Below are 17,619 nucleotides of genomic sequence, written 5' to 3'. Positions count from 1 at the left end.
GATTCACCCCCGACCTGTAGCAGCTGCCGAAGGCTGCGTCCGGCGACGCAGTCGTCGTAAAACCGCAAAGCAGGGTTTCAGGATCTACGGTCGCTTCGCAACCGCACGCCGCTTTCGGCAGCTGCTACGGGTATGACCAAATCGCGTTAAGCTGCACGGCACAGGCATGACAGGATCGTCAGGATGTTACTGCGCAACATCGATTTAAACCTGCTGGTGGTGCTCGACGCGTTGCTCACGGAGAAGCACGTGACCCGCACGGGCATCCGCCTGCACCTCAGCCAACCGGCCATCAGCCACTCATTGAACAAACTCCGGGTGCTTTTGGACGATCCGTTACTGATCCGTCAGGGCAACGAGGTGGTGCTCAGCGTGCTGGCACAAAACCTTCAGGCCCCACTCAAAGCCATCCTCGGGCAGATCGAATCCTTGCTCGGCCAGTCCATCGATTTTGTTCCTGCCGAGTCGCAACGCACTTTTCGTGTCGCCATGTCAGATTACGGTGCCTCGATTGTGTTGCCGAAGTTACTGGTGCAACTACGCGCCCAAGCACCCGACACCTCGTTGGTGGTGGTACAAGACAGCCGCGCCGGCATGCTGGAGCAAATCGAACAGGGCAAGATTGACCTCGCCCTTGGGGTGTTTACCCACCTGACCGATGAGGTCTGCAGTGAGTTGCTGTTTGAAGAGACCTTCACTTGCCTGTTAAACCGGCGCTCGCTGCCTGAGCAGGGCGAGCTGGATCTGACGGGTTATCTGGCGCGTCCGCACCTGCTGGTCTCCACTGACGGCAGCACTCAGGGCGAAGTCGATAACGTGCTGCGTGCGCGGGGTTTGCAGCGTCGGGTGGTGGTCAATGTGCCGCACTGGAGCGCGGCCCCGGCCATGATTGTCGACACAGACTTGATCCTCACCGTGGCCACCCGCACCCTCGACAATCGGGTGATGGGCGACGGTCTCGTCACAATGCCCCCGCCCTTGGCCATTGCGCCCTTTAACTACGTGCAGGTTTGGCACCCGCGTTTAAACGAAGACCCGGGCCATCGCTGGCTGCGTGAGTTAGTCAAACAGGTGACGGCATCAACCCCGAGAAGCGATGAAAAACCCGGCCAGCACCACGCTGACGCCGATCAGCTTTTGCAGGCTGGGCGTGTGCCTGGGTAAGCCGAGCAACCCGAAATAGTCCATCAGCACTGAAATTAGCAACTGGCCGACCACCACCGCCATGATGAAATTCAGCGCACCCAGACGTGGCACGATCATCAGCGCCACGGTGATGTAAAACACCCCGGCCAGCCCGCCCAACCACACCCACCAGGGTGCACCGAGAAGCGCGGCTGCATTGGGGCGGGGCACTTTGATCAGTAGCATCACCACGGCAATGGCGGCACCACTGACACACAACGACATTGCCGTTGCCCAGAACGGGTGGCCCAGCAGCACCCCCAGGCGGGCGTTGCTCCCAGCTTGCAAAGGCACGGCGGCACCGGCCAGCAGACTTAACACAATCGCAATAAAAAACGGCATCACTGCATCCTCCAAGGTTTGCACCGTTGTACGGCGCAGGAGGGCGGGTGACCAATTCGACGATCTGATGTGCGCTATTCGCGGGATGGATAGCCCGGCGGACGTGGGCAAACCGTACGCTCGGGTTTAAACTCGACCTTCCTGTCTGGAGTATTCCCGTGCTGACTCATTTAGATTCCCAAGGCCGTGCCAACATGGTCGACGTTACCGATAAAGCCGTGACGTCCCGTGAGGCCGTGGCTCAAGCGGTGGTGCACATGCGCCCCGAAACCCTGGCCATGATTGTTAGTGGCGGTCACCCCAAGGGTGATGTTTTCGCCGTGGCCCGTATCGCCGGCATTCAGGCAGCGAAAAAAACCGCTGACCTCATTCCCTTGTGCCATCCGTTGATGCTCACCAGCGTTAAAGTTGAACTCAGCGCTCAAGGCACCGAGGCAGTTTTGATCGTCGCGCGCTGCAAGCTGGCCGGGCAAACCGGGGTTGAAATGGAAGCCCTGACGGCCGCCAGCGTGGCTGCGCTGACCATTTACGACATGTGCAAAGCGGTCGACCGCGGCATGACCATCGAAGGCCTGCGCGTGCTGGAAAAGCTCGGCGGCAAGAGCGGTCACTTCAAGGCTGACCAGGCATGAAACTGAACGTCATGTACTTCGCCCGCTACCGTGAAGCATTGGGGGTGGATAGAGAAACGGTCGAAGGCGAGTTCGCCACCCTAGAGCACTTGCGTGCGCATTTGCTGCAACGCAAAGACGTTTGGCAGGTACTGGCAGAGCCCAACCTGATGTGTGCGCGCAATGAAGAGCTGTGCAAGCTCGATGAACCCTTGGCGGAAGGCGACCACGTGGCGTTTTTCCCACCGGTCACGGGAGGCTGAACATGTCGATTCGGGTACAAGAGGCGGCTTTTGATCCGGGGGCCGAGGTCAACGCCCTGCACGCGGCCAATCTGGGCGTCGGCGCGGTGGTGAGCTTTGTGGGCTATGTGCGCGACTTCAATGACGGGCGCGACGTGGCGGGGCTGTTTCTGGAGCATTACCCCGGCATGACCGAAAAAGCCTTGGCCAAGATCATGGCCGAAGCCGAGCAGCGCTGGCCGTTGCTCAAACTGCACGTGCTGCATCGTGTGGGCGCGCTGGAGCCGGGTGAGCCCATTGTGTTTGTTGGCGTGGCCAGTGCCCATCGTCAAGCCGCCTTCGACGCCTGCGCCTTCGTCATGGACTACCTGAAAACCCGTGCCCCGTTCTGGAAGAAAGAACAGACCTGCGATGGCCCGCGCTGGGTCGAAGGGCGGGCCAGTGATGAAGCCGCAGCGGAGCGCTGGGTGAAATGATGGTTTACGAGCACCAGTCGGTGCTCCGCAACGATCCAAGACGTATCTTTTAAAAATTTCAGAATCCTCCTACAACCTCCTCACCTGTCTATCCGTTAGCGTTCAGCCCTTTATTTAGGGAGGAGCCCGGATGCTTACGTCAGCCCGTTGTGTACACCGGTCAATTTCAGATAAGCAGGAGAAACTTGTCGCAATGGATGATGCGTCTCTTGAAGTGGGTGGCCCAACTGGGAAGTACTAGAGCAGAGGGATGCTGCTAATGATTGCTTTCGGTCTGCCGGTATCAGTTTTTCTGTTGGTTCAACTTCTAAGTTGAACACGCCAAAACGTAACGCATGGGTTTCAAAGAGTCAGTGTGATACGGCTTCAGCAGTCGGGCTTTACAATGGGTTAACAGGGCGCTTTTTGTAAATAGGCAGGGTTGTATTCAGTGCTCAATTATAAGAATTTCAAGAAAGGACACCCATGAATAACCTTTCGTCATCTTCTGTAGAGGATCGTTGTCCGTTTATTGTTTCTACTGCTCACGTTGCGAGTGCGTGTGGCCATCTACTTATGGAGCTCTTGGTCAGTTGTTGGGGGGGCAGCGTATACCGTGTATTAACTGTAACGCTCATTTGCATGCGGCTTTTGACCAAAGAAAGAAAATTAGATATGCCTTGGCCAGACACATGTTGATATGGAACCTTATGGTGGTGGGCGCGTTAATAGGGACAGTGGCTGTAGGCGCAGTATTTCAGTGGGTCGGCAATTTGGCGGGGAATATGGTGTTGGTCGCTGGCTTTTTTTTGGTGTGGGCGTTTAAAGTCACTCGTGTCGGTCATAAAATATTTGATGTGCGGTTGGAAGAAGTTTGAGGGAGTGATTGGTTTTACGTTGTCTGCTTGTAGAAACATCCTACGGATTAAAAAGAAGTGTTCTGCATACTCTATAGGTTGTTGTGTGGTTTATTGCTGGCTTTTTATAAAGTGAAGGTCAGTGTATGTGCGATGAAAATAAACACGATGTCCTTTTATCCAAGGGTGAGAGCGCAACGAGTTCTCACGCGGATTTATATGTCGTGTCCATCAATAAGTTTTTGATCTTGTTTGTGATCACTATAGGTGGTTACGCAGTGTATTGGTCTTATCGAAACTGGGTGTTTTATAGAGATGCCAGAGGCGCTGAGGTCACTCCCTTTATGCGTGGCATTTTTTGGCCATTCTTTATTATGCCGTTGTTTGAACGAATCAATGCTGGGCTCCAAACAACCGGCGAAGTGTATCGTTGGTATCCAACATTACGAGGCGTGTCGCTTATAGGAGTGACTGTACTATCGTTTATAGCCCCTTTATTTCTCGATGCCCCTGCAGACCCTCGGCTGGCTTTCGCAATCAGTGCCACAACCCTTGCTGTAACGACCACTTGCTTTATCGGCGCTCAGCGGGCGATCAATCGACTTGCCGGTGATCCTGAAGGCACAAGCAACCGTGAGTTCACGACAGCCAATATTGTTTGGATCATATTGGGAGGGGTGTATTGGGTGGTCGCGTTCGGCATTATGCTTTTCGGCGATGTTGGTTACGGTGACGTGTAGAGGTGCTTGCGCATTCATTGACGGTGCTGGTCAAAACACCTGTAGGAGCGAGCACGCTCGCTCCTACATAACCAGCGAATCGAGTATTACGCCGTTTCTGTTGGGTCCTGCGGCTTGCGCACGGCGCGTACCACCGGGCGCAGCAGTTCTGTCGGCGGGGTCTCGCAGCTGATTTTGCGGCCCAGCATGGCTTCGATGGACGGCAGTTGGTAGGAGTCATCTTCGCCCGCGAAGCTGATGGAGACACCGCTGGCGCCCGCACGGCCGGTTCGGCCAATGCGGTGTACGTAGTCGTCCGGCACTTCAGGCAGGGTGAAGTTGATCACGTGGCTGATGCCGTCGATATGGATGCCGCGACCCGCGACGTCAGTGGCCACCAGGACGCGAATTTTGCCTTCGCGGAAACCTTCGAGGGTCTTGATCCGCTTATGCTGCGGCACGTCGCCGGACAGTTGCGCAGCGTTGATGCCGTCGCGCACCAGACGCTCTTCAATGCGGCGTACTTCGTCTTTGCGGTTGGCGAACACGATCACGCGTTCCCAGCCATTGTCGTTCACCAGGTTGAACAGCAATTTGTATTTGTCAGCACCGGCCACGGCATAGACATGCTGTTCCACCAGTTCGTTGGCACGGCTTGGCGCTTCGATTTCAACAATGGCCGGGTCGGTGGTCCATTGTTTGGCCAGGTTCATCACGTCTTCCGTAAAGGTCGCGGAGAAGAGCAGGGTCTGGCGCTCGGCTTTCGGCGGGGTCTGACGAATGATCTGACGCACTTGGGGGATGAAGCCCATGTCGAGCATGCGGTCGGCTTCGTCGAGCACCATGACTTCGACCATGTCCAGGTGAACTTCGCCGCGCTGGTTGAAGTCCAGCAAGCGGCCCGGTGTGGCGACCAGGATGTCGCAGTGGCGGGCTTCTAGCTGTTTCAGCTGTTTATCGAAGTCCATGCCACCTACGAACGCCATGACGTTGAGGTCGGTGTACTTGGTGAGGTCGGCAGCGTCTTTGGCGATTTGCACCACCAGCTCGCGGGTCGGCGCAATGATCAACGCGCGCGGCTCACCCATGTACCGCTCTTTGGGCGGTGGGGTTTGCGTCAGCTGGCTGATGATCGAAATCAGAAAGGCAGCGGTTTTGCCAGTGCCGGTCTGGGCGCGGCCAATAGCGTCACGGCCGCTCAGGGTATAACCCAGAACCTGAGCCTGAATCGGCGTGCAATACGGGAAGCCCAGGTCCTGAATGGCGTGCATCAGTTCGGGGGCCAGGTTGAAATCGTGAAAGCGGGTTTTGCCTTCTTGCGGCTCAACCACGAAGTCTTCGAGTTTCCAGGGAATGACCGGCGGCTTGGGCGCCACTTCACGGCGTGGTTTTGTCACTTTGGGTTTTTCGATGCGCTGCGGTTCAGGTGCCGAAGGGGCTGCGGGGGTATTCACCGCGGCGGGTTCAGGCTCCGGACGGGCAGGCTTTTGTGCATCAGTACGCGGGCCTTGGCTGGCTCCAGGCGTGGTTGAAGCTGGCGCGAGCGGCTCAGCCTCGCTTTTACCAAATATTTTTTTGAGTGCTTTGAGCACGGTCATCTCATCAGTTGGTTAAGGAGTGTACGCCGGGCAGTGTAATGCAAGTCGCGTGCTCGGCGTAGGTGAACGACAGGATGTTTCAGTTTTAGCCCAGACGGTCTTTCAGCCAATCACCTATGTGGGTGATTTCGTCCAGTAACACTTCATGGCCCATTAGGTATTCCTGCCATGTAACCGATACACCCCGTTGCTTCAAATGCTCATAAGCCGAACGGCCCATCGCGTATTGAACGACTTCATCCTTCTGGCCATGCAGGCACAAAGCAGGAATGCGTTGCTGACTGGCGGACAGTTCCAGCTGATCGTCGAAGGTCGGTGCATAGGTGGACAGGGCAATAACGCCACCCAGTGCGCCCTGCCATTTCACGTAAGCGGTGTGATAGACCACGGCCCCGCCCTGGGAGAAGCCCGCGAGAAATATCCGGCTTGCGTCTATTCCGGCGCTCTTCTGCGCTTCGATCAAGGCAATCACCGTCTCGGCCGACGTTTCCAGCTCATCCATGCTGATGGAGCGTGCCGGGCTCATGGCCTTGATGTCGTACCAGCTGGGCATGGCATATCCGCCATTGATGGTGACGGGGCGAGTGGGCGCTTGAGGTAAAACAAAGCGCGTCGTCGGTAGCGTCTGCACCAGTATTTGAGCCACTGGCTGGAAGTCAGTCTGGTCGGCACCCAAGCCGTGGAGCCAGATAACACAAGCGTCTGCGGTCTTTGGTGGCTGGATAATCAGGGGGTCGGTCATGGCTGCTCCATCGTTGTGCGTGCGCGCGAATTGGGTGCGCGACAAAGGTGCGTAATCGTTCTGGTTGTGAAAAAACTGGGTATTGCCTGAAAGTTTTTTCTGAAAAATAGGGCGCAATGCCCTGTGGCGCAAGAGTGGTACGCGCTTTGCTAACGAGTCAGGGATGTTAATGCATTCACCCTCGGCGGTAACACTAACAGGCAACTGTCGACGTGGGGGCTGCAAAAAGCTGGACGGTGAAGTTAGACAGGGACAGCAACAGCTCAAGTGAGCGCTTCAGTGTGAAAGTTCGTGCGATGCACCCATCGCTCAAGGCTTATGCCGCTTGACCCAATAAAAAGCCAACACGGGTCAACAGTGCCTCACAAGGGGGCGGCGGGTCTTGTTCAAACACAACATAAGCAGCACTTGGAGGTTTGAATGAAGCAACTGAAATCCACCCTGGCTTTGGCCACTGCCGCCATCGTGTTAAGTGTCAGCGGTTTTGCCAACGCCGGCGCGACGCTCGATGCGGTTAAAAAGAAAGGGTTTGTGCAGTGTGGTGTCAGCGATGGCTTGCCGGGCTTTTCGGTGCCTGACAAAGACGGCAAGATTTTGGGGATCGATGCTGATATTTGCCGTGCCGTAGCGGCAGCCGTGTTTGGCGATGCGACCAAGGTCAAATTCAGCCAGCTGAATGCCAAGGAGCGTTTTACTGCGCTGCAATCCGGTGAAGTGGATGTGCTGTCGCGCAACACCACCTGGACCAGCTCTCGTGACGCGGGCATGGGCATGGTCTTTGCCGGTGTGACTTATTACGACGGCGTTGGCTTTTTGGTCAACAACAAGCTGGGCGTAAAAAGTGCCAAGGAACTGGACGGTGCGACCATTTGCATCCAGGCCGGTACCACCACTGAACTGAACGTGTCGGATTACTTCCGCGCCAATAATCTGAAATACACCCCGATCACCTTCGACACGTCTGATGAAAGCGCCAAGTCGCTTGAAAGCGGCCGTTGCGACGTACTGACCTCCGACAAGTCCCAGCTCTACGCACAACGCAGCAAGCTGGCCAACCCGAACGATTACGTGGTGTTGCCTGAAACCATCTCCAAAGAGCCTTTGGGGCCAGTGGTTCGCAAGGGCGACGAAGACTGGTTCAGCATTGTGAAGTGGACGCTGTTTGCCATGCTCAATGCCGAAGAAGCCGGTGTGACCTCGAAGAACGTAGTGGAAGAAGCCAAATCCACCAAAAACCCGGACGTGGCCCGTTTGCTGGGTGCTGATGGTGAATACGGCAAAGACTTGAAACTGCCGAAGGACTGGGTGGTGCAAATCGTCAGCCAGGTCGGTAACTACGGTGAAGTTTTCGAGAAAAACCTCGGTAAAAGCACTCCGCTGGCCATTGACCGCGGGCTGAACGCCCTGTGGAACAACGGCGGCATCCAATACGCACCGCCTGTGCGCTGATAGCCCTGTTACCCGGCAGGCCAACTGCCGGGTGATGTTGTGTTGATCCATCTTTCCTGGGGCATTTCATGCAGACAAAAGTCGGCGCACCCAAGCCGAGGCTCAGCCTCAGCGATCCACGTGTGCGTGCGTGGTTATTTCAGATCATCACCGTCGCGTTGGTGGTCTTCATGGGCTGGTATTTGTTCAACAACACCCAGACCAACCTGCAACACCGCGGTATTACTTCGGGTTTTGACTTTCTTGAACGCAGTGCCGGGTTTGGCATTGCGCAGCATTTGATTGATTACACCGAGTCTGACAGTTATGCCCGCGTATTCGTTATCGGGTTGTTGAATACGTTGCTGGTATCGGCCATCGGTGTGGTTCTGGCGACGATCCTCGGGTTCATCGTCGGCATTGCGCGGCTATCGCCGAACTGGATGATCAACAAACTGGCGACGGTGTATGTGGAGGTGTTTCGCAATATCCCGCCATTGCTGCAAATCCTGTTCTGGTATTTCGCTGTCTTTCTGACCATGCCAGGCCCGCGTAACAGTCATAACTTCGGCGACATTTTCTACATGAGCAGCCGTGGCCTGAATATGCCGGCAGCCATTGGAACCGACGCCTTCTGGCCTTTTGTGGTCAGTGTGGTACTGGCGCTGGTAGCGATTGTGCTGATGGTTCGTTGGGCCAACAAACGCTTCGAAGACACGGGTGTGCCCTTCCATAAGTTTTGGGCCGGTTTGGCGCTCTTGCTGGTGATCCCGGGGCTGTGCGTGCTGGTATTCGGGGCGCCGGTGCATTGGGAAATGCCACAGCTCAAGGGTTTCAACTTTGTGGGCGGCTGGGTGCTGATCCCTGAACTGTTGGCTTTGACCATTGCCTTGACTGTTTACACCGCTGCATTCATCGCCGAGATCGTGCGTTCGGGCATCAAATCGGTCAGTCATGGCCAGACTGAAGCCGCGCGTTCTTTGGGGCTGCGCCCCGGGCCGACCTTGCGCAAGGTCATCATCCCTCAAGCATTGCGGGTGATTATTCCGCCGTTGACCAGCCAATACCTCAACCTGGTGAAAAACTCGTCGCTGGCGGCGGGCATCGGGTACCCGGAAATGGTTTCTCTGTTTGCCGGTACGGTGCTGAACCAAACCGGGCAGGCCATTGAAGTCATCGCCATCACCATGAGCGTTTACCTGGCCATCAGCATCAGCATTTCGCTGTTGATGAACTGGTACAACACGCGCATTGCGCTGATCGAGCGATGAGGACGCGACTATGACGACTCATGTTTTCAAACCTGACATGCCGCCACCGGGCAACCGCATCGGCATCGTCGCCTGGGCGCGGGCCAATCTGTTTTCCAGCTGGCTCAACACACTGCTGACCCTATTTGCCTTTTACCTGATCTGGCTGATCGTGCCGCCGCTGCTGAGCTGGGCGATATTCGATGCCAATTGGGTCGGCAGTACCCGGGCGGACTGCACCAAAGAGGGCGCCTGTTGGGTGTTTATCCAGCAGCGTTTTGGCCAGTTCATGTACGGCTATTACCCGCGTGAACTGCGCTGGCGGGTCGACCTGACGGTGATTTTGGCCGTGGTCGGTGTGGCACCGCTGTTTATCTCGCGGTTCAAGCACAAGGCCATCTACGGGCTGAGCTTTCTGGTGGTGTACCCGATTGCGGCGTACAGCCTGTTGCATGGCGGTTACTTTGGCCTCAGCAACGTGGCCACCAGCCAGTGGGGCGGTTTGATGCTGACGCTGGTGATTGCCACAGTCGGCATTGCCGGTGCTTTGCCGCTGGGGATCTTGCTGGCGCTGGGACGGCGTTCGGACATGCCGGCCATTCGCGTGGTGTGTGTGACCTTCATCGAGTTCTGGCGCGGTGTACCGCTGATTACCGTGCTGTTTATGTCTTCGGTGATGTTGCCGCTGTTTCTGCCCGAGGGCATGAACTTCGACAAACTGCTTCGCGCGTTGATCGGAGTGATTCTGTTCCAGTCGGCCTATGTGGCGGAAGTGGTGCGCGGGGGCTTGCAAGCTATCCCCAAGGGGCAGTACGAAGCCGCGGCAGCGATGGGCTTGGGGTATTGGCGCAGCATGGGCCTGGTGATCTTGCCGCAAGCCTTGAAACTGGTTATTCCCGGCATCGTTAACACCTTTATTGCCCTGTTCAAGGACACGAGCCTGGTGATCATCATCGGCTTGTTTGACTTGCTCAACAGCGTCAAACAAGCGGCCGCCGACCCGACGTGGTTGGGTATGGCGACGGAAGGCTATGTGTTTGCGGCGTTGGTGTTCTGGATTTTCTGTTTTGGCATGTCCCGCTACTCCATGCATCTGGAGCGCAAGCTGGACACTGGTCATAAGCGTTAGGAGTGCGACATGAGTGAAGCCATCAAAAAACCTGCGAGCGCTGAAGGCATTATTCAGATGCAGGACGTTAACAAGTGGTACGGCCAGTTTCACGTGCTCAAGGACATCAACCTGAACGTGCAGCCGGGGGAACGCATTGTATTGTGCGGGCCTTCGGGGTCTGGCAAATCGACGACCATTCGTTGCCTCAATCGCCTAGAAGAGCACCAGCAAGGGCGCATCGTGGTTGACGGCGTTGAGTTGACCAACGACATCAAGCAAATCGAAACCGTGCGCCGTGAAGTGGGCATGGTGTTTCAACACTTCAATCTGTTCCCGCACCTCACCATTTTGCAAAACTGCACACTGGCACCGATGTGGGTGCGCAAGATGCCAAAGCGTCAGGCTGAAGAAATTGCCATGCACTATCTGGAGCGTGTGCGAATTCCGGAGCAGGCGCACAAGTACCCGGGGCAGTTGTCGGGTGGTCAGCAACAGCGGGTAGCGATTGCCCGGGCGTTGTGCATGAAGCCCAAGATCATGTTGTTCGATGAACCGACGTCAGCCCTTGACCCGGAAATGGTCAAGGAGGTACTCGACACCATGATCGGGTTGGCCGAAGACGGCATGACCATGCTGTGTGTGACTCATGAAATGGGCTTTGCACGTACGGTGGCCAACCGGGTGATCTTTATGGACAAGGGTGAAATCGTGGAGCAGGCCGCGCCGAATGAGTTCTTCGATAACCCGCAAAATGACCGGACCAAGCTGTTTTTGAATCAGATCTTGCATTGATCCAAACGCACTACGTGTAGCCGCTGCCGCAGGCTGCGATAAGGGCCGAAGGACCTTCGGTTGTCGGGGTCGCTTCGCAACCCATCGCAGCCTGCGGCAGCGGCTACAGGGCGATGGTGGGGCGTGCTTTCTCGCGCTGCTGTTGCTTTTGCTCCAGCAGCGCATTGATGTCTGCGCATTCATTGAGGGTCTCTAATTCAGCCACCAGTTCGGGGTGGCGATCGAGTAGGCGCATCAGCACAAACAAGGGCTTTGGAGGCTCCACTTCGGCCCGTTCGTATCGGCTAAATGCGTTGTGACCACCGCCGGACAATAGTTGTACGGCGCTTTTCTGGGTGAAATGCAACTTGCGACGAATGCGTTTCATCTCGTCAGCCATGACCCGCTTGGCATCTTCTATCAGTTCATCTCCTGCCTGGGCATAGCGCTCTGCGCTGGGAGCGTCGAACTCGACTTCGCCGCACTTCGCGCATTCATGGCCCGCCAGACCGTGGACCGATCGAGTCAATTGTTTGAAACATACGGTGAAACTGCGATCTTTAAAGGCTTGCAATGCGTTAGGCGCACCGCAGGTGTAGCAATCGTGTCTGTCCATCAGTGTTTTTCCTTGAAGGCAATGACAGGCGGCCCTCCACCGGGTCGGTAAGTCACCTTGATGTAAATAAATAAGCCGTAAGCATCGGTGTGGTAAACGTCCTGCCACACCCGGTGGTCGGCATGAGTGGTCATCGACTTGTATAGCTCCCTGCGCTCCAGTGAGGTAATCACTCGCTGCATTTGCGCCAGTGTCAGGCCCATCGTCCGCCCGCCATCCAGTGCGCTTTTAGTGAATGCCACAGCACCAAGCCGGCGTACGTCGTCCTGAATGCAAAAGAGATCGTAGTGAGGTGTTTTCTTTTCCATAAGAGGCGGCCTCGATAAGTGTGAAACTACCCTTTAAGGGTGTTTTTTGCAACGTATAACCGTCATTTACTGTTGACCACTTATCTCTAGCGGATTGCCCGATCGCGTGGGTCTGACTAACATGTCGGAAAATTCATCCAATGATTGGATGAAAAGGCGAATTTTATGACAGAAGCTTCCCCACTGATTAAACGCTCACTGGTTGACCAGGCCCTTGAACAACTGCGCACGCGAATAAAAGAAGGCGCCTGGGAGGTCGGGCAGCGTTTGCCAACCGAGCCCGAACTGGCAGCAGAGCTGGGTATCAGCCGTAATACCGTGCGCGAAGCCATGCGCGTGCTGGCCTTTGCCGGTTTGATCGAGATCCGCCAGGGCGACGGCAGTTATCTACGAGGACGCATCGATCCGATGGATACCTTGCGCGCGTTGTCTTCCTGCTCGCTGGAGCAAATACGCGAGACGCGGCACATCCTGGAAGTTGAAGCCATTGGCTTGGCGGCTTTGCGGCGCACGGATGAAGATCTGCGCCTGCTGCATCTGGCTCTGAAGGAAAGTGCCCAGCATTACCACGGTGAGCTCGATACGTTTATTGGTTGCGATTTGCTGTTTCACCAACGCTTGATTGATGCCGCGCACAACCCCGCACTGAGTGAGTTGTATCGCTACACCTCAAGCATCGTCACCAGCCAGATACGTTCGACTTTGGCAGCCCAGCCTCGTCGCCAGTCGGTGTTTGATTTGCACATTGACCTGCTGGCGGCTGTTGAACAGCAAGATCCGCAACGGGCGATGGCGCTTTGCCGGACGTTGATCAATGAACCCTGAACCGGAGAAAACCATGGCCCGCTTCACCGAGCCTGTTCGCCCTGTGGACGATCTGGAAGAACTGCTGATTGACGCCGAAGTCGATGACGAGCAGGTGCCGCCCCTACCTCCCGTTGTCGTGCGGCCGTGGTTGCTGTTGCTGGGTTTGGTGCTGGTGGCGTTGAATCTGCGCCCAGCCCTGTCGAGCATGGCGCCTTTACTCTCGCAAGTGTCTGACAGCCTGGGTTTGTCTGCGGCTCAGGCGGGTTTGTTGACCACCTTGCCGGTGCTGTGTCTGGGGCTGTTCGCACCTTTGGCGCCAATACTGGCGAGACGTTTCGGGACTGAGCGGGTTGTGTTGGGAATATTGCTGACGCTGGGCGGCGGCATTGCACTGCGCAGTTCGTTGGGAGATGTGGGGCTGTTTGCCGGGAGCATTTTGGCGGGCGCCAGTATTGGCGTGATCGGTGTATTGCTGCCGGGCATCATCAAGCGTGATTTTGCCGGGCATGCGGGCACGATGACGGGCGTGTACACCATGGCATTGTGTCTCGGTGCGGCATTGGCGGCAGGTGCCACGGTGCCGTTAAGCCATGCAATGGGCAATAACTGGGCATTGGGCTTGGGCTTTTGGGCATTGCCGGCACTGATCGCGGCCATCTTCTGGTTACCGCAAACGGGCAAGCGGCAAGGCGCGCATAAAGTGGCTTACCGGGTGCGGGGGTTGCTGCGTGATCCACTGGCGTGGCAAGTGACGTTGTACATGGGTTTGCAATCGTCGCTTTCGTACATTGTTTTTGGCTGGTTGCCTTCCATTTTGATGGGGCGCGGTTTGACGGCAACTCAGGCCGGGCTGGTGATGTCGGGTTCGGTCATCGTGCAATTGATTACGGCACTGACAGCGCCCTGGTTGGCCACGCGCGGCAAGGACCAGCGGTTGGCGATCGTGTTGGTGATGAGCATGACCCTGGCCGGCCTGTTCGGCTGTCTGTATGCGCCGCTTGACGGTTTATGGGGCTGGGCGATTGTGCTGGGGTTGGGGCAGGGCGGAGCATTCAGCCTGGCGTTGACTTTGATTGTGATGCGTTCGCGCGATGCTCACGTGGCGGCCAACCTGTCGGGGATGGCTCAGGGCATTGGTTACACCGTGGCGTCCATGGGGCCGTTGGCCGTCGGCGTGGTGCATGAAGTGACAGGGGGCTGGAGTGCGCTGGGCTGGATTTTCGGGGTGATTGGTGTCGCTGCCATCGTTGCCGGACTGGGAGCGGGGCGCATGCGTTATGTGAATGTGCAAAGCGAACGACTCTGAAGGCGTAGTGTTTCTGCGGATTGCAGATTATCGTGCTCAGATACTCCAATGGAACGGACCTTGTCATGAGCCAAGCGTTGATCACCCATTTCTATGAAGCTTTCCAACGCTTTGATGCTGAAGCGATGGCTGCCTGTTACACCGACGACGTAGTGTTCAGCGACCCGGTATTCGGTGAGCTGCGTGGCCGCAATGCTGGCGATATGTGGCGCATGCTGACGGCTCGGGCCAAAGACTTTACGCTGACCTTTGACCGAGTGCAGGCCGACGCGCAGACGGGCAGCGCTCATTGGGTGGCGACCTATGTGTTCAGTCAGAGCGGGGCGGTGGTGATCAATGATATTGAGGCCCGGTTTGTATTTCGGGACGGCAAGATTTGCGAACACCATGATCATTTTGATCTATGGCGTTGGTCGCGTCAGGCCTTGGGTATCAAGGGGCTGCTGTTGGGGTGGACGCCGTGGGTAAAAAACGCGATACGGGGGCAGGCGCTAAAAGGCCTTAAAGCCTTTCAGGCTGGCCGTGAGTAAACCCTGGTTTGTGTATTTGGTCAGGGCGGCCAATGGTTCGTTGTATTGCGGGATCAGCGATGATCCGGTGCGCCGTTTTGCCAAGCATCAAACGGGCAAGGGCGCGCGATTTTTTGCCTCGAGCCCGGCAGTGGCGCTGGTGTATGTCGAGTCCTGGCCTGATAAAGGCGAAGCGTTGCGTCAGGAACGGCTGATCAAAAAGCTCAGGAAGAGCGCCAAGGAGTGTCTAGTGCTGAGTCAGGTGGGGTGCGCAAACCCTCACCCCAGCCCTCTCCCAGAGGGAGAGGGAGCTTGATCTGAGGCGTAGCGCGAATCTGCTTTTATTCCCCTCTCCCTCTGGGAGAGGGAGCTTGATCCGAGGCGTAGCGCGAATCTGCTTTTAGTCCCCTCTCCCTCTGGGAGAGGGAGCTTGATCTGAGGTGTAGCGCGAATCTGCTTTTAGTCCCCTTTCCCTCTGGGAGAGGAGCTTGATCTGAGGTGTAGGACGAATCTGCTTTTATTCCCCTCTCCCTCTGGGAGAGGGAGCTTGATCTGAGGCGTAGGGCGAATCTGCTTTTAGTCCCCTTTCCCTCTGGGAGTGGGAGCTTGATCTGAGGTGTAGCGCGAATCTGCTTTTAGTCCCCTCTCCCTCTGGGAGAGGGTTAGGGTGAGGGCGCTTTTGCGGGTGACTTCAACGCCGCCTCTATCGCTTCTGGCTTGAAGTCTCTGATCAACGTCCCGTTGACATCCAGTATAGGTATCCCGCGTCCGCCCAGCGCCTCGTAGGCCTCACGTGCGGTTGCATCCTTGTCGATATCGAACTCTTTGAACGGGATACCTTTCTCGTCCAGAAAACGCCGCGTGGCCTTGCAGTAACCACACCACTGCGTGGCATACAGCACGACCCGGGCGTCGGCCCGGGTTTGCTCGGATACAACACCCGAAGGGTTCAATACCCGCTGGATTTTGCCCCAATTCTGAAACACCACCACCACGATCAGAACAAACAGGACTTTCTTCAGAATCCCGTTGAACATTATTTGCTGCGCTTGAGCTGGTCGAGCAGTTGGGTCGGCAGGCCTTTGATGACCAAGGTACCGGCTTCTTCGTCGAACTCGATCTTGGAGCCCAGCAGGTGCGCTTCAAAACTGATGGACAGGCCTTCAGCACGGCCAGTGAACCGACGGAACTGGTTAAGGGTGCGTTTGTCAGCCGGGATTTCTGGCGACAGGCCGTAATCCTTGTTGCGGATATGGTCGTAAAAGGCTTTGGGGCGCTCTTCGTCAATCAGCTCGGACAATTCTTCGAGGCCCATCGGTTCACCGATCTTGGCCTGGCTGCTTGCGTAATCAACCAGTGTTTTGGTCTTTTCGCGTGCGGACTCTTCCGGCAGGTCTTCGCTCTCAACAAAATCGCTGAAGGCTTTGAGCAGCGTTCGGGTTTCGCCCGGGCCGTCGACACCTTCCTGGCAGCCGATAAAGTCGCGGAAGTATTCCGAAACCTTCTTGCCGTTTTTACCTTTGATGAACGAAATGTATTGCTTGGACTGCTTGTTGTTTTGCCATTCGGAAATGTTGATGCGGGCGGCCAGGTGCAGTTGGCCAAGATCCAGATGACGCGAGGGGGTCACATCCAGCTCCTGGTTCACTGCCACGCCGTCACTGTGGTGCAGCAAGGCGATGGCCAGATAGTCAGTCATGCCTTGCTGGTAGTGAGCAAACAGCACGTGCCCGCCCACTGAGAGGTTGGATTCCTCCATCAGCTTTTGCAGATGCTCAACGGCGACGCGGCTGAACGCGGTGAAATCCTTGCCGCCGTCCAGATACTCTTTGAGCCAGCCACTGAACGGGTGCGCGCCAGACTCAGCATGGAAAAACCCCCAGGCTTTACCTTGCTTGGCGTTATAGCTTTCGTTGAGGTCCGCGAGCATGTTCTCGATGGCTTGGGACTCGGCCAGTTCAGAGTCGCGGGCGTGGAGAACAGCGGGCGTACCGTCGGGTTTTTTTTCAATCAAATGGACGATGCAATGACGGATCGGCATGGGCTTCTCGGTGAGTAATGAGAGGGCAGGGCGCACACCCCGCAAAAGCGCCAAGTGTAACCCACCTGAGCGCCGGGGCAGTCTTTGCGGCCGTGTTTAGGGGGCTTGTGATCGCCCGTATGAGCTTTTTTACTGATTTAGAGCGATAAAGCTGACCAAATGGCTAGGTAGAGGCGGATATTTAGCCGTCTCTGTGCTAGTTTTGCCCGGTCTTGCGCTGTGTAATGGCGCAAAGCATGCATTCAGCAAGTGTCAGGTCGAACCAAACCCCGTTTTAGCACTCTACATCCGCGATTCGTCGTGAAAGCCAACGGGCGTGCCAGACCCCTGAGATCTGGCTCGATAGCTGACTTTGCACTCTGCAAACCAAATGAATTTGATAGGGAAGGACCATCTCAATGGCTATGACTAAAGACCAACTGATCGCTGATATCGCTGAAGCTATCGACGCGCCGAAAACTACCGCGCGTAATGCTCTGGACCAACTGGCTCAGATCGTTGCTGATCAATTGGAAAATGGCGGCGAAATCACTCTGCCAGGTATTGGCAAACTGAAAGTGACCGAGCGTCCTGCCCGTACTGGCCGTAACCCTTCGACTGGCGCTGCCATCGAAATCGCTGCCAAAAAAGTTATCAAGCTCGTTGTGGCCAAAGGCCTGACTGACGCTGTTAACAAGTAAGACTGTTGTAAAAAAGCCGCGCTTCGGATCACTCCGAAGCG

21 protein-coding genes are annotated in these 17,619 nt (G+C 56.3%); 14 read left to right on the top strand and 7 right to left on the bottom strand.

The window, feature by feature from the left end; translation table 11 throughout:
- Positions 1 to 183 precede the first annotated feature (183 nt).
- A complete protein-coding gene (locus EQV93_RS14350; protein WP_122782526.1) occupies positions 184 to 1,164 on the top strand; it encodes a LysR substrate-binding domain-containing protein in 981 nt (326 codons plus the stop codon).
- On the opposite strand, the gene EQV93_RS14345 is transcribed toward EQV93_RS14350, so the two are convergent.
- Positions 1,081 to 1,527: a DMT family transporter gene (locus EQV93_RS14345; RefSeq protein ID WP_122782525.1), complete on the bottom strand. Its 447-nt coding sequence runs from the start codon at positions 1,525 to 1,527 to the stop codon at positions 1,081 to 1,083. The genes EQV93_RS14350 and EQV93_RS14345 overlap by 84 nt on opposite strands.
- A gap of 158 nt (positions 1,528 to 1,685) precedes the next feature.
- Between EQV93_RS14345 and moaC the strand changes: the two genes are divergently transcribed.
- From moaC to EQV93_RS14325, 4 genes are all read left to right on the top strand, one after another.
- Positions 1,686 to 2,159, top strand: coding sequence for a cyclic pyranopterin monophosphate synthase MoaC (gene moaC, locus EQV93_RS14340; RefSeq protein WP_122782524.1), 474 nt, complete (start codon positions 1,686 to 1,688; stop codon positions 2,157 to 2,159).
- The gene (moaD, locus tag EQV93_RS14335; protein WP_153379769.1) at positions 2,156 to 2,401 is read left to right on the top strand and encodes a molybdopterin converting factor subunit 1; all 246 of its coding nucleotides are present in this window, start codon (positions 2,156 to 2,158) and stop codon (positions 2,399 to 2,401) included. Before moaC ends, moaD begins: the two co-directional genes overlap by 4 nt.
- Positions 2,402 to 2,403: 2 nt before the next feature.
- Positions 2,404 to 2,856, top strand: a complete 453-nt coding sequence (gene moaE / locus EQV93_RS14330) for a molybdopterin synthase catalytic subunit MoaE (protein WP_122782522.1) — start codon at positions 2,404 to 2,406, stop codon at positions 2,854 to 2,856.
- Between the two features lie 982 nt (positions 2,857 to 3,838).
- Positions 3,839 to 4,432 (top strand): hypothetical protein, encoded by a 594-nt coding sequence (locus tag EQV93_RS14325; protein WP_240891784.1) that lies wholly within the window; start codon positions 3,839 to 3,841, stop codon positions 4,430 to 4,432.
- An 86-nt stretch (positions 4,433 to 4,518) separates the two neighbouring features.
- On the opposite strand, the gene rhlB is transcribed toward EQV93_RS14325, so the two are convergent.
- Positions 4,519 to 6,009: an ATP-dependent RNA helicase RhlB gene (gene rhlB / locus EQV93_RS14320; protein ID WP_122782520.1), complete on the bottom strand. Its 1,491-nt coding sequence runs from the start codon at positions 6,007 to 6,009 to the stop codon at positions 4,519 to 4,521.
- 85 nt (positions 6,010 to 6,094) lie between these two features.
- The gene (locus EQV93_RS14315; RefSeq protein WP_240891783.1) at positions 6,095 to 6,751 is read right to left on the bottom strand and encodes an alpha/beta hydrolase; all 657 of its coding nucleotides are present in this window, start codon (positions 6,749 to 6,751) and stop codon (positions 6,095 to 6,097) included.
- A gap of 420 nt (positions 6,752 to 7,171) precedes the next feature.
- Between EQV93_RS14315 and EQV93_RS14310 the strand changes: the two genes are divergently transcribed.
- The 4 genes from EQV93_RS14310 to EQV93_RS14295 all read left to right on the top strand — a co-directional run bounded on the left by EQV93_RS14310 (position 7,172) and on the right by EQV93_RS14295 (position 11,332).
- On the top strand, positions 7,172 to 8,200 hold the full coding sequence (locus tag EQV93_RS14310) for an amino acid ABC transporter substrate-binding protein (RefSeq protein WP_122782519.1): 1,029 nt from the start codon (positions 7,172 to 7,174) through the stop codon (positions 8,198 to 8,200).
- 68 nt (positions 8,201 to 8,268) lie between these two features.
- Positions 8,269 to 9,450, top strand: a complete 1,182-nt coding sequence (locus EQV93_RS14305; protein ID WP_240891782.1) for an amino acid ABC transporter permease — start codon at positions 8,269 to 8,271, stop codon at positions 9,448 to 9,450.
- A gap of 10 nt (positions 9,451 to 9,460) precedes the next feature.
- Complete coding sequence (locus EQV93_RS14300) at positions 9,461 to 10,558, top strand: amino acid ABC transporter permease (protein ID WP_122782517.1); 1,098 nt, start codon at positions 9,461 to 9,463, stop codon at positions 10,556 to 10,558.
- A gap of 9 nt (positions 10,559 to 10,567) precedes the next feature.
- Complete coding sequence (locus tag EQV93_RS14295) at positions 10,568 to 11,332, top strand: amino acid ABC transporter ATP-binding protein (RefSeq protein WP_122782516.1); 765 nt, start codon at positions 10,568 to 10,570, stop codon at positions 11,330 to 11,332.
- A 103-nt stretch (positions 11,333 to 11,435) separates the two neighbouring features.
- On the opposite strand, the gene EQV93_RS14290 is transcribed toward EQV93_RS14295, so the two are convergent.
- Together EQV93_RS14290 and EQV93_RS14285 are read right to left on the bottom strand one after the other, a co-directional pair.
- A complete protein-coding gene (locus EQV93_RS14290; protein WP_240891781.1) occupies positions 11,436 to 11,927 on the bottom strand; it encodes a type II toxin-antitoxin system MqsA family antitoxin in 492 nt (163 codons plus the stop codon).
- Positions 11,927 to 12,235 carry a type II toxin-antitoxin system MqsR family toxin gene (locus EQV93_RS14285; protein WP_146385363.1) on the bottom strand — a complete coding sequence of 103 codons (309 nt, stop codon included), beginning with the start codon at positions 12,233 to 12,235 and terminating at the stop codon, positions 11,927 to 11,929. Before EQV93_RS14285 ends, EQV93_RS14290 begins: the two co-directional genes overlap by 1 nt.
- A 165-nt stretch (positions 12,236 to 12,400) precedes the next feature.
- Between EQV93_RS14285 and EQV93_RS14280 the strand changes: the two genes are divergently transcribed.
- The 4 genes from EQV93_RS14280 to EQV93_RS14265 all read left to right on the top strand — a co-directional run bounded on the left by EQV93_RS14280 (position 12,401) and on the right by EQV93_RS14265 (position 15,173).
- Positions 12,401 to 13,060 (top strand): FadR/GntR family transcriptional regulator, encoded by a 660-nt coding sequence (locus EQV93_RS14280; RefSeq protein ID WP_122782513.1) that lies wholly within the window; start codon positions 12,401 to 12,403, stop codon positions 13,058 to 13,060.
- Positions 13,050 to 14,348 carry a CynX/NimT family MFS transporter gene (locus EQV93_RS14275; protein ID WP_240891780.1) on the top strand — a complete coding sequence of 433 codons (1,299 nt, stop codon included), beginning with the start codon at positions 13,050 to 13,052 and terminating at the stop codon, positions 14,346 to 14,348. Before EQV93_RS14280 ends, EQV93_RS14275 begins: the two co-directional genes overlap by 11 nt.
- A gap of 65 nt (positions 14,349 to 14,413) precedes the next feature.
- Positions 14,414 to 14,878: a nuclear transport factor 2 family protein gene (locus tag EQV93_RS14270; RefSeq protein WP_240891779.1), complete on the top strand. Its 465-nt coding sequence runs from the start codon at positions 14,414 to 14,416 to the stop codon at positions 14,876 to 14,878.
- The gene (locus tag EQV93_RS14265) at positions 14,865 to 15,173 is read left to right on the top strand and encodes a GIY-YIG nuclease family protein (protein ID WP_122782510.1); all 309 of its coding nucleotides are present in this window, start codon (positions 14,865 to 14,867) and stop codon (positions 15,171 to 15,173) included. Before EQV93_RS14270 ends, EQV93_RS14265 begins: the two co-directional genes overlap by 14 nt.
- Positions 15,174 to 15,519: 346 nt before the next feature.
- On the opposite strand, the gene EQV93_RS14260 is transcribed toward EQV93_RS14265, so the two are convergent.
- Together EQV93_RS14260 and yejK are read right to left on the bottom strand one after the other, a co-directional pair.
- On the bottom strand, positions 15,520 to 15,894 hold the full coding sequence (locus tag EQV93_RS14260) for a glutaredoxin family protein (RefSeq protein ID WP_122782509.1): 375 nt from the start codon (positions 15,892 to 15,894) through the stop codon (positions 15,520 to 15,522).
- Positions 15,894 to 16,898: a nucleoid-associated protein YejK gene (gene yejK, locus EQV93_RS14255; RefSeq protein WP_146385357.1), complete on the bottom strand. Its 1,005-nt coding sequence runs from the start codon at positions 16,896 to 16,898 to the stop codon at positions 15,894 to 15,896. The genes EQV93_RS14260 and yejK overlap by 1 nt, the downstream gene beginning before the upstream one ends.
- Positions 16,899 to 17,296: 398 nt before the next feature.
- Here yejK and EQV93_RS14250 point away from each other — a divergent pair, with 398 nt between their 5' ends.
- Positions 17,297 to 17,578, top strand: a complete 282-nt coding sequence (locus EQV93_RS14250) for an HU family DNA-binding protein (protein WP_122782507.1) — start codon at positions 17,297 to 17,299, stop codon at positions 17,576 to 17,578.
- Positions 17,579 to 17,619: the final 41 nt, after the last annotated feature.

The organism is Pseudomonas sp. TMW22091, from assembly GCF_022496705.1.
Taxonomy (GTDB): Bacteria; Pseudomonadota; Gammaproteobacteria; order Pseudomonadales; family Pseudomonadaceae; genus Aquipseudomonas; species Aquipseudomonas saxonica.
Note: the sequence above shows the minus strand (reverse complement) of the source record. Positions and strands in the feature narration are given on the sequence as shown.

Bases quoted from the DNA above. Each gene is read 5' to 3' on its own strand.
- EQV93_RS14350 (WP_122782526.1), top strand. From the start codon at position 184: ATGTTACTGCGCAACATCGATTTAAACCTGCTGGTGGTGCTCGACGCG.
- EQV93_RS14345 (WP_122782525.1), bottom strand. From the start codon at position 1,527: ATGCCGTTTTTTATTGCGATTGTGTTAAGTCTGCTGGCCGGTGCCGCC.
- moaD (WP_153379769.1), top strand. From the start codon at position 2,156: ATGAAACTGAACGTCATGTACTTCGCCCGCTACCGTGAAGCATTGGGG.
- moaE (WP_122782522.1), top strand. From the start codon at position 2,404: ATGTCGATTCGGGTACAAGAGGCGGCTTTTGATCCGGGGGCCGAGGTC.
- EQV93_RS14325 (WP_240891784.1), top strand. From the start codon at position 3,839: ATGTGCGATGAAAATAAACACGATGTCCTTTTATCCAAGGGTGAGAGC.
- rhlB (WP_122782520.1), bottom strand. From the start codon at position 6,009: ATGACCGTGCTCAAAGCACTCAAAAAAATATTTGGTAAAAGCGAGGCT.
- EQV93_RS14315 (WP_240891783.1), bottom strand. From the start codon at position 6,751: ATGACCGACCCCCTGATTATCCAGCCACCAAAGACCGCAGACGCTTGT.
- EQV93_RS14310 (WP_122782519.1), top strand. From the start codon at position 7,172: ATGAAGCAACTGAAATCCACCCTGGCTTTGGCCACTGCCGCCATCGTG.
- EQV93_RS14305 (WP_240891782.1), top strand. From the start codon at position 8,269: ATGCAGACAAAAGTCGGCGCACCCAAGCCGAGGCTCAGCCTCAGCGAT.
- EQV93_RS14300 (WP_122782517.1), top strand. From the start codon at position 9,461: ATGACGACTCATGTTTTCAAACCTGACATGCCGCCACCGGGCAACCGC.
- EQV93_RS14295 (WP_122782516.1), top strand. From the start codon at position 10,568: ATGAGTGAAGCCATCAAAAAACCTGCGAGCGCTGAAGGCATTATTCAG.
- EQV93_RS14290 (WP_240891781.1), bottom strand. From the start codon at position 11,927: ATGGACAGACACGATTGCTACACCTGCGGTGCGCCTAACGCATTGCAA.
- EQV93_RS14285 (WP_146385363.1), bottom strand. From the start codon at position 12,235: ATGGAAAAGAAAACACCTCACTACGATCTCTTTTGCATTCAGGACGAC.
- EQV93_RS14280 (WP_122782513.1), top strand. From the start codon at position 12,401: ATGACAGAAGCTTCCCCACTGATTAAACGCTCACTGGTTGACCAGGCC.
- EQV93_RS14275 (WP_240891780.1), top strand. From the start codon at position 13,050: ATGAACCCTGAACCGGAGAAAACCATGGCCCGCTTCACCGAGCCTGTT.
- EQV93_RS14270 (WP_240891779.1), top strand. From the start codon at position 14,414: ATGAGCCAAGCGTTGATCACCCATTTCTATGAAGCTTTCCAACGCTTT.
- EQV93_RS14260 (WP_122782509.1), bottom strand. From the start codon at position 15,894: ATGTTCAACGGGATTCTGAAGAAAGTCCTGTTTGTTCTGATCGTGGTG.
- yejK (WP_146385357.1), bottom strand. From the start codon at position 16,898: ATGCCGATCCGTCATTGCATCGTCCATTTGATTGAAAAAAAACCCGAC.
- EQV93_RS14250 (WP_122782507.1), top strand. From the start codon at position 17,297: ATGGCTATGACTAAAGACCAACTGATCGCTGATATCGCTGAAGCTATC.